Raw genomic sequence first — 8,394 nt, 5'->3', positions numbered from 1 at the left:
TGTAGGCACACTGAATAAACCCCAATAACAATAAGATATTATTATTGAAGTTTTTCACTATTCAGTGTTTTACACAATCCTCAACTCTAAAAATATGATTTATTTTAGTAACTTGCTTTTGTTAGCTATCGGCAACTTGATTAGTGAATTTACCCTTACTAGTCAAGGCTTTGCTATCCGACGCCACTCAGATAGTAAAGTGCCTTTTTTATTTTAGATGTTTAACTCTGATTCTTCTAATGCGTTTTGTGTAGCAATTTGAAATAGTTTTACTCCAAATTGCTCAACAAGACCTATTTCACTATATATATAAAAACAACATCTGTGTTTCCTTTCCTCATTATCTGCTATCTCCATGTCTATTTCTATTTTTATTTTTCCTCTTTTATCTGATGGTAAAAATTCTAACGAAAATGCTGGTGTATAGTTTCCCACTTTCTTACCAAATTCCACATAACAAGGACTGGTAAAATTATATGAAAACGCCTTAATCCTTATGGCATTTTCTTCTAAATCTGTATCTTGAATATAGCATAATTGGTTAACAGAAACATATTCTGATATAGCTTCTACTTTCAGCTCCAAGAGACCATTGTCTTCCCAATTCTTTATAATCTTAATATTATTCATAATTTTCCTTTCTTTGTTAACTATTTAAACTTGAAATCATCAAATAGTCCAGTTACTTTATTATAAACGTAATGAATTGATATTTTATCTCCATTCGATAATGTTACATTATTTTGCATTTTTACCCAACCATCGTCAGATGGCCATCTAGTATCGGACATTTTAAATGGTAATTCTGTAGCATTTTTCAACGGATTGGATTGTACTTCACTCATCGCTATTTGTTCAATTAGGTTATCAGGTTCAAATCGTCCCGTATTCCCTTTTCCAACTACATCTACAGGATTTCCTAAGTTATTAGCACCACTGGCTTTCTTACCAGCACTTGCCGCTTCATCCCCATGCTTACTGGCGCTTATCACTAAGTCATCGCCATATCTGGCTGCATCATCAAGATAACTCGATGGGATACCTGCCAGCTCCAGCATTTCCTCACTATATTTCCCCAACATTTCCGAAAACTCATCCCCGTACTTTCGCATCAGGTCTGTGAAATTATCTCCATATCTGCGCATCAGGTCCATGGCTTCATCTGTGTATTTTCCCAGCTTCAACACATCCACTACTTTGCCAAACGGGACAAAATCCAGTGCCATCATAAACCCTGAAAACGCTCGTTCTCCTATAGTCAGTTTCCCGTAGGTATTAAAATTCCTCCCTGTAAAAAATTGGTACGCATCCGACAGGAAAAGCTCTGCCATCAAATCCATTGTCTGCAACATTATATCCGCACTGGAGCCCTGCCCATTTGTTTCTATGATTACGCTGCCCTTTTCCCCCGCATGTTTACAGGTCAACATACACAGCTTATGCAATGCTCCTTCGTCCACAAACTTTGTCGCAACATCTCCATTATACCATTCATCTTCAAAATCTGGTTCACAAGGGACTGGATCTGGTGCGTCTTTTCCTTCGTTTTTTGCTTTTTTCTCCGCATCCTTTGTTTGCTTCTTGCAGGTACCAAATGTGCCGAGGACTGTTTCTGTATCCTTAATTGTTAATCCCGGCTTTCCTCCAACCTTTGGTCCACCCGATGAGGTGGAAACCAGCATGTCTCTTGTCATTCCTTTCATACAACTGACTTGAGCTCCTTCAACCACCTGCATGGACTCAACTGCACTACTGGACAGATGCAGACTGGTATCCTTGGACAGTTCATCTAATGATCGACTTGGCATACTGCCATGGGTATTTCTGGATAGGTTATTCAGGTAGATTTCTTTCTGACTATCTGAGATATCCGCCTCGGTGATCCAATTGCTGCATTCCTGTGCAGTGCTTGTCACTTTGGTCTTGGTTGCCTGACTGCTCGCATACGCTGCCTGCATTTCGTAGCTTGACGACCCCATGTTCTTTCACCTACTCCCTTTTTTGCTTTTTCACGCTACTAATTTTTTGTATTTTCTCCCTTTACTTCACAATAACTGCTTTTCCGGTAAAACCGTTCAGTCCTCTTCGCAACAGACTTTCCATTACTTCTAAGCTTGCGATCCACTGTCCTTCTTTTAGTCCTCTAACTGCAAAAAAATGATGATAGCGTATAGGCTCTATTTTAAGTACAAGTTCCTCAATTCCCCGCTTGTCATTCAGCTTCGTTTCAGTATGAAGGCAATCAATCAACTTAGGCTGTAAAGCCCAATAGTGAGGAATTTCTTCATTCTTCCGACTTTTTAATGTTACAAATTTATGACTTAGTTTAGGCTGATAGATTTGAATTACCTTCAGAAATTCATCAGAAATTATAGGATAGGGATCTGCCACATAGTCCGTCAACATTTCTGGAAACAATGTATTTAAGCAGCCCTCAATTCCTTGTTGACGATCGATACTCCTATAATCTTTAGGCAGACTGTTCAGTGTTACTACCTGCTCACGAATCATTTTTCCTTTTATCTGATAGAACTTCATTCTTTCACCCACTCAATATCACGCTTCTGTTGTTCCGATAACACCAATCGCTGTCTTTCCGTCTCAAAAAATCGTGTCCCTTTCATGCTCGCATTTTCAAAACAAGCACCCAACATATTCGCCCCAAGAAAATCTGCTTGGCTCAAATTTGCATTCATAAAGTTCACGCCAAAATAACACGGTAACGCCTCCAGCAAGCTGGCTTGATTCCCTATCGCTGCACGAAAAGACGTCCCAATGCAGCTTGCTGAAACAAAGCTGGCGTCCTGAAGCTTCGAACGATCAAAAGCAGCTCCATCAAGACAGGCATGGTTAAAACTGCTGTTAACAAGCAGACAGTCTGAAAGTTTACCTTCATTAAGCTGTGAATAGTCAAAGGTCAGTGAGGTTATTGCTTTTCCGGAAAAATCTATTCCCATCAAATTCAGATGTCCAAGATTTTTAGATTCATCAAAATCCAACAGCTGATTGTCCCATAAACCTTGAAATTCGTATTGAGTAAGTCTGGGAAGCTGCTGAAAAACAGGGACACTTTCTCCTTTGTATTCGCCTGCAAATACGTAAAATGACGTCGCAGTTTGATGCTTTTTCAACAATTCATTCCTATCTGTTTTCCAAACATAGCGCAATAATTCTATAAAATAGTTGTGAAAAACGTCAAAATAAATTTTTAGGTAATAATCTTCCTGACCCAAAAGTGCCACAGCAGATTGCTCACCTATCATCTTTTGGATCCCAGATGAAAAGCGGTCAAAATACTCTTCCAGCCAGGAAAAGCGAAACATTCCTTGAACTTGAGTTGGGTCATAGTACCAGTTTGAATTATAGATATGTACATCGTAGATTAATTTCTCTTGAAACAGGTAACTGCTTCGCAGCCAGGAAACAACCAGAAATCCTATTTCACCATCTTTAGCAGTGAACGGTTCTTTGGAAAGGAGCGCACAAAGTTGTTCCTTCAACTCAATCTTCAGCTGCTCTTTGTGCTCTCTGAAATCAGCATCCAGCTTCTGAATCAAGTGCTGCAAAAGCGGTTCTACATAGTCTCTTTGAAATACTTTGATCTGTTTTGTTTGAATCATATCCTTCGCTTCCTTTAATTCATTTTGATCTCGCTCCCGTTCAATACAATTTTCTCGTTGACTGAAACGGTATTGCCGTGAGAACTGATATTCACGCTTTCAGAAGCATCCATTACCACGTTTCGCCCTTTCAGACTCAGTGCCCCTTCTGCTGTGACACTAACATTGCCAGTACTGGTAATATTTATCCCGCTGCTGTCATTCAGAATAATTTCTACCCCATTTCCAGTGATAGTGATTCGATCAGGCTCTAATGTAATTGTTTTTCCAAATTTGTTTCGAAGTGTCTTGATTGCCGGATTTAGTGAACCGTCAGAATCATCAGCTGTTCGAACCGTTGAAATAGCTACTGCGTCCTTTTCATCTTTCGTTGGATAATATAGGCGCACCTTTTCTCCAATCTCGGGCATCATATACCACCCCACATTGTCATCTGAGGTGTAATTCGTTGCATAGGGAAACCAATAAGCCGGCTGACTGTTTGCGCTATCAATCTCCAAATCAAGCAGCACCTTATCTGACTGAACCGCTTTCACTGTACCAATTAATGAACTGCCGGTTAGCTCTTCATTGTATTTTTTCTCTTGTAGAATCCCCTGAGACTTAGAGAGCAGATAGTGATTAAGCAGCGCTCCCTTCTCTAATTTTCTTTGTGAATGTACCACATGCCACTCTTCTTCAAGAAATTTCACCCTATCACCCAGAGTAAAGAGCTGCGTCGTTTCTACCTGATAGCGAAAAAAATCAGCTTCTGTTGTTGAAATTGATTGATTTTCTGTAAGGCTGCGGTATGAATTAAGATCGCGTTCCGCCTGAAAATTATATGCTTCTATCTCACCCGCAATTGAGGAATCAGGGAGACCAAAATAAAAGCGCGGATTTTTATATTGATCAATCGCAACCGGCAATTGATGGAAATGTGAAGCCAGCCGTTGAATAAACGCCCAATCTGTTTCGTTATGCTGCGTCAAAAACTGATTGACTTTTTTTCCATTTGATAGGGTATCTAAAAAAGCACTCTCCTGATAGTTTGTGACAATCTGATTGACGAGTTGCTGGTAACTGCTGGTTTTATGCTGAAATGAGCGTTTTACCCGTTTAATATCCATTAAATATGTATACGAAGCTGCTTTTCCGCTCACATAATAGACGTTGCCATCCATTGTTATTTCGATTTCCAAAGCAAGTCCTTCATAAAATGAATAGCTTTCTCCCTTTTCATTACGCTTTGAAATACTGATCGGTAATTGTGCTTCATTCATTCGCACTATTCTTTTGCCTTCTTCCTCTGAAACAACACCATGAAAAGAAGCATAGGAATGGTCTCCTTGTTTTTGTTCGATCGTTAGCTCCAGCAGAGAGAGAATTTTAAAAGGAGTGATTTGGATATTTTCACTTCGGATTTGTTCTCCCTTAGTCGTTATACGATATGTGTAATATTCGCGCTGATAAGGTACTGGAGAAGAATCCGTTACATTGACGCCATCTGATCTGTTCCACGCTGAACGTTTGACTTCACTTGGCGCCATTCCAATTGTATTTTCTTTAGATTGAGAAATTTTGGCTGACAAAGGTATCGGTTTACTTGCGGCTGCCAACTGCCTTAGATTAATTCTTTGTGAAGCCGATAAACTAAATACTGCTCTCTGAGAACCTGTATTCTTTGGATTAGTCTGTTGATTGATCTCAGATAAAGAACCTGAGTGGCTATCTTGTGTTTCATTTAACAGGTCAGCAGGCTGAATCATCTTATTCATGGGTGTCAGCTTCTGATCAGGCTGAAACTTCTTCCAAACTTTCTTTTCACTACTCGGTTTATTCGTCATGTCATTGATCCTCCTTATTTTCCAATGTAATAGTATCCAGCATCCCTACACACAGCGGAAACCAAAAATCTTTTTCCATTTCAGGGACCGTGCAGGAAAAGAAAGCCAATTCCTGATCCAGCATTGTGATGCCGAAAAAGAAATATATTTTTTCATCCAGAGTTGAAATCAGGCTATCAAAGTAGCTGTAGCTTTGCTCTTCTTTAAATACAGAAGCTTCATGAAGGAATGATAATTCCGGTCTCAATTTCCGCATTGAACTGACTACACCTGTAACAAATCCCTTAAATTGCTCTTCTTCTATGGCAGTTCCCAGAGGATCTAAACTAATCACATGGGTGGTATCCTCATCTGAAAAAATATATTGCGCTCTTTGAGTATACGGATATTTATAGTCAAGCATCCTTTGATCAAGAAGTACAAATTCTTCCGGAACAATCACTCCAAAGGTACCGGCTAGATATTTTATAAACAGGTGATACTTTCCTTCAATCTCTAAAACACCCTGTTTGATCGCATCAATAATTCGATCTACCTTCAAATCCTTTTGCCAGTGACCTTTATTTGCCTCATACAGCATCTGATGCTCCATCAAAGCAATTTCCTGATCTTTCTCCATTTGTCACTCACTCCTTCTATCTTTAGTGGTAATTAACCAAGAATCATTTCACCACGTCCGCTTTTTTTCCGAATATGAATATCCAGTTCTAATTCATCTTCCTTAAAAATTAAATACGCTCCCTGTTGAATACTTAGAACAGCCCATGTTCCAGTTGAGATAGGTTGACCATTTTGAATTCCGGAAACACCGGATTTCAGTTTCATCTGCAAAGTATTTTGTTTACCTACACGAAAATAAACCTTTTTCATTAGTGATAGTTCCAGGTTTATATCGGTCCCGGCGAATAATTCATAGAGAGTAATAGTTTGACTGTTCTGAAAAAGACTGCCCGGCCAGTTTTGAATTGGAATTTCCTGATCGTCAGGTGTCTTAATAAAACAGCCTTCAAGGGAGTCAGAAAAGAAATGTTTTTCGGGCACCACGGTCTGAATAGGAACTAATATTTTCTTTTTATTAAAAAATCCAAACATTACAATAATTATCCCTCCCAGTAGAATTACACCTGCCGCCAAATACATTATCTGATTTATTGTTTTTACAGTTTTCTTTTTATCCTTTTCTTTTGGCAGATCTGTCATCTTTGTATAAGTAGATGTAGTTGCCTGTTGATTATTTTCTGTTTTATATTTCAGAACATAATTTTCTTTTTTAGGGTTTTTAATCGTTACAATGACTTGGTTGCCATTTTCTTGGACTGACAGCTCATTTGTTTCGTCGTAAACAACTTCTTTGATGAAGCTTTCAGAAGTCATGGTGACAATCAGCTTTTTAACTTGTTTATCAGCAGTATGTTTAACAGGTATTGATAAGGTAAATTGTTCTTCTTTTTTCAGAGCCTTTTCAGCTGTGACAGCTTCGTTCATACGTTTTTCTTCATGTTTAAAACATTGGGCTACAACTGACAGAAGTTCTTCTCGGTGTTGAACTGAATGACTTTGTCCACCGGTGCGTGAACTCCATTGGTTCATGGGTTCTCTATTTCTGTATTCCTGCTGACTGTATTGAATAAAGTAAATAGGAACTTCACTGTTATGCAGAACTGCTTCTACATCAGCATTTACTGCTTCCTGTGTCCGATTGGGATTGGATGTATCACTCTCTGTATCTCCATCAGAAATAACCAAGATCATTCCATAGTCTGCTTTTGGATTAGCTGCCTTCAACATTCTTTGTGCAGTTTTTAATCCTAATCCAACATCTGTTCCCTTCACAGGGGTAACTGATTTTGCATCCTGAACCCAGCTTTCTATCTCGTCCCGAGATGACACAGTTGTCAGCTCTTTGTCTTTGACAATACTGTCATTGTAAAGCACATACCCGACCCTGTTTTCGCTGCCAAGACTGGCTTCAGACACCGTTCGAATCGCATCATAAACATTTTTCTCCGGATCATGAAAGGCCATTGAATAGCTGGCATCAATAACCACTACAACATCAAGTCCTTCCTTTTCTGAAGCATCTGCAGACTGATTGTTAACAAACAAGCCTCCAAGTAGAAGTATCACTAGAAGTACAAACTTTTTTTTCATGTAAGCTCCTCCTAATCGACAATTAGTTTTCTGTTTCTAGTTCCTTTTGGATTCACTTCCTGCTGATTCATTCTGATTATCCTCAGAATTTCGGACAGTTTCTGGTGAATTTTTAAGGGATCAGTACTGTTAAACTCCTCTTTTAATCGCTGCGATATATAGTACTGAATAGTGTCTAAAGTAATACCACTGCTATTTTGAAATACTTGCAGACAAAACATCTGATCAATAGGAAGGTCGCTTTTCGATTTTCCAGCATAGAAACAAAATAGTTCCAGCATTTCAGCCGAAACGCCATATTGGTTGTCCAATGCATTTTTACGATACATTGGATTTACCGTATTGTATTCTGTTATCATATCTTCAAAGCTCTGATAAGCTGTCCGCAAATAAGCACCCTTTTTCAGCTTAAAACGCATCAATTCCCATTGATTTTCTTTCTTTGGTTGTTCGCTAATGAATTGGATACTCGCACTGTATTGTTTCATATCAGGAGTTTCTTCAGGAGCATCTATGGAGATAACAAGTCTCGTTAACTCATCCGCAGCCTGATAGGGAATAAAAACAGGTTGCTCCATTACTAAAATCTGATTGCATACTTTTAACAAGCCAGGTGTAACGCAAATTTTATTTTCATTTATTGATAAGTGAAATCCTTGAAGTATCCCATCTTTAAAATTGTTATATTTGGTATGAATAATGGAAAGCGGCATATCCCGCAAAGCCTCAAGCATCTCTATTTTTAATATTCTGCCCTTTTCAAAAACCGGATAGTTGGATTGAAGCATAATTTCCTC

At 38.8% G+C, this 8,394-nt stretch carries 8 protein-coding genes; all 8 read right to left on the bottom strand.

The features are described from left to right. Positions 1–213: 213 nt before the first annotated feature. Positions 214–630, bottom strand: a complete 417-nt coding sequence (locus tag IW492_RS14985) for a hypothetical protein (protein ID WP_202068602.1) — start codon at positions 628–630, stop codon at positions 214–216. A 20-nt stretch (positions 631–650) separates the two neighbouring features. After that, positions 651–1,979 carry a PAAR-like protein gene (locus IW492_RS14980; RefSeq protein ID WP_202068601.1) on the bottom strand — a complete coding sequence of 443 codons (1,329 nt, stop codon included), beginning with the start codon at positions 1,977–1,979 and terminating at the stop codon, positions 651–653. A 61-nt stretch (positions 1,980–2,040) separates the two neighbouring features. Next, on the bottom strand, positions 2,041–2,538 hold the full coding sequence (locus IW492_RS14975) for a hypothetical protein (RefSeq protein ID WP_202068600.1): 498 nt from the start codon (positions 2,536–2,538) through the stop codon (positions 2,041–2,043). Further along, positions 2,535–3,620, bottom strand: a complete 1,086-nt coding sequence (locus tag IW492_RS14970) for a pentapeptide repeat-containing protein (RefSeq protein WP_202068599.1) — start codon at positions 3,618–3,620, stop codon at positions 2,535–2,537. Before IW492_RS14970 ends, IW492_RS14975 begins: the two co-directional genes overlap by 4 nt. Before the next feature lie 14 nt (positions 3,621–3,634). After that, on the bottom strand, positions 3,635–5,446 hold the full coding sequence (locus IW492_RS14965) for a hypothetical protein (protein WP_202068596.1): 1,812 nt from the start codon (positions 5,444–5,446) through the stop codon (positions 3,635–3,637). Position 5,447: 1 nt separating this feature from the next. After that, positions 5,448–6,065 (bottom strand): hypothetical protein, encoded by a 618-nt coding sequence (locus IW492_RS14960; protein ID WP_202068594.1) that lies wholly within the window; start codon positions 6,063–6,065, stop codon positions 5,448–5,450. Between the two features lie 32 nt (positions 6,066–6,097). Beyond that, complete coding sequence (locus tag IW492_RS14955; protein WP_202068592.1) at positions 6,098–7,597, bottom strand: vWA domain-containing protein; 1,500 nt, start codon at positions 7,595–7,597, stop codon at positions 6,098–6,100. 11 nt (positions 7,598–7,608) lie between these two features. After that, positions 7,609–8,385: a hypothetical protein gene (locus IW492_RS14950; protein ID WP_202068591.1), complete on the bottom strand. Its 777-nt coding sequence runs from the start codon at positions 8,383–8,385 to the stop codon at positions 7,609–7,611. Positions 8,386–8,394 lie beyond the last annotated feature (9 nt).

It is taken from the genome of Enterococcus sp. BWB1-3, assembly GCF_016745275.1.
In the GTDB taxonomy this organism is placed as follows: Bacteria; Bacillota; Bacilli; order Lactobacillales; family Enterococcaceae; genus Enterococcus_L.
This window is presented reverse-complemented; position numbering and strand designations above follow the sequence as displayed.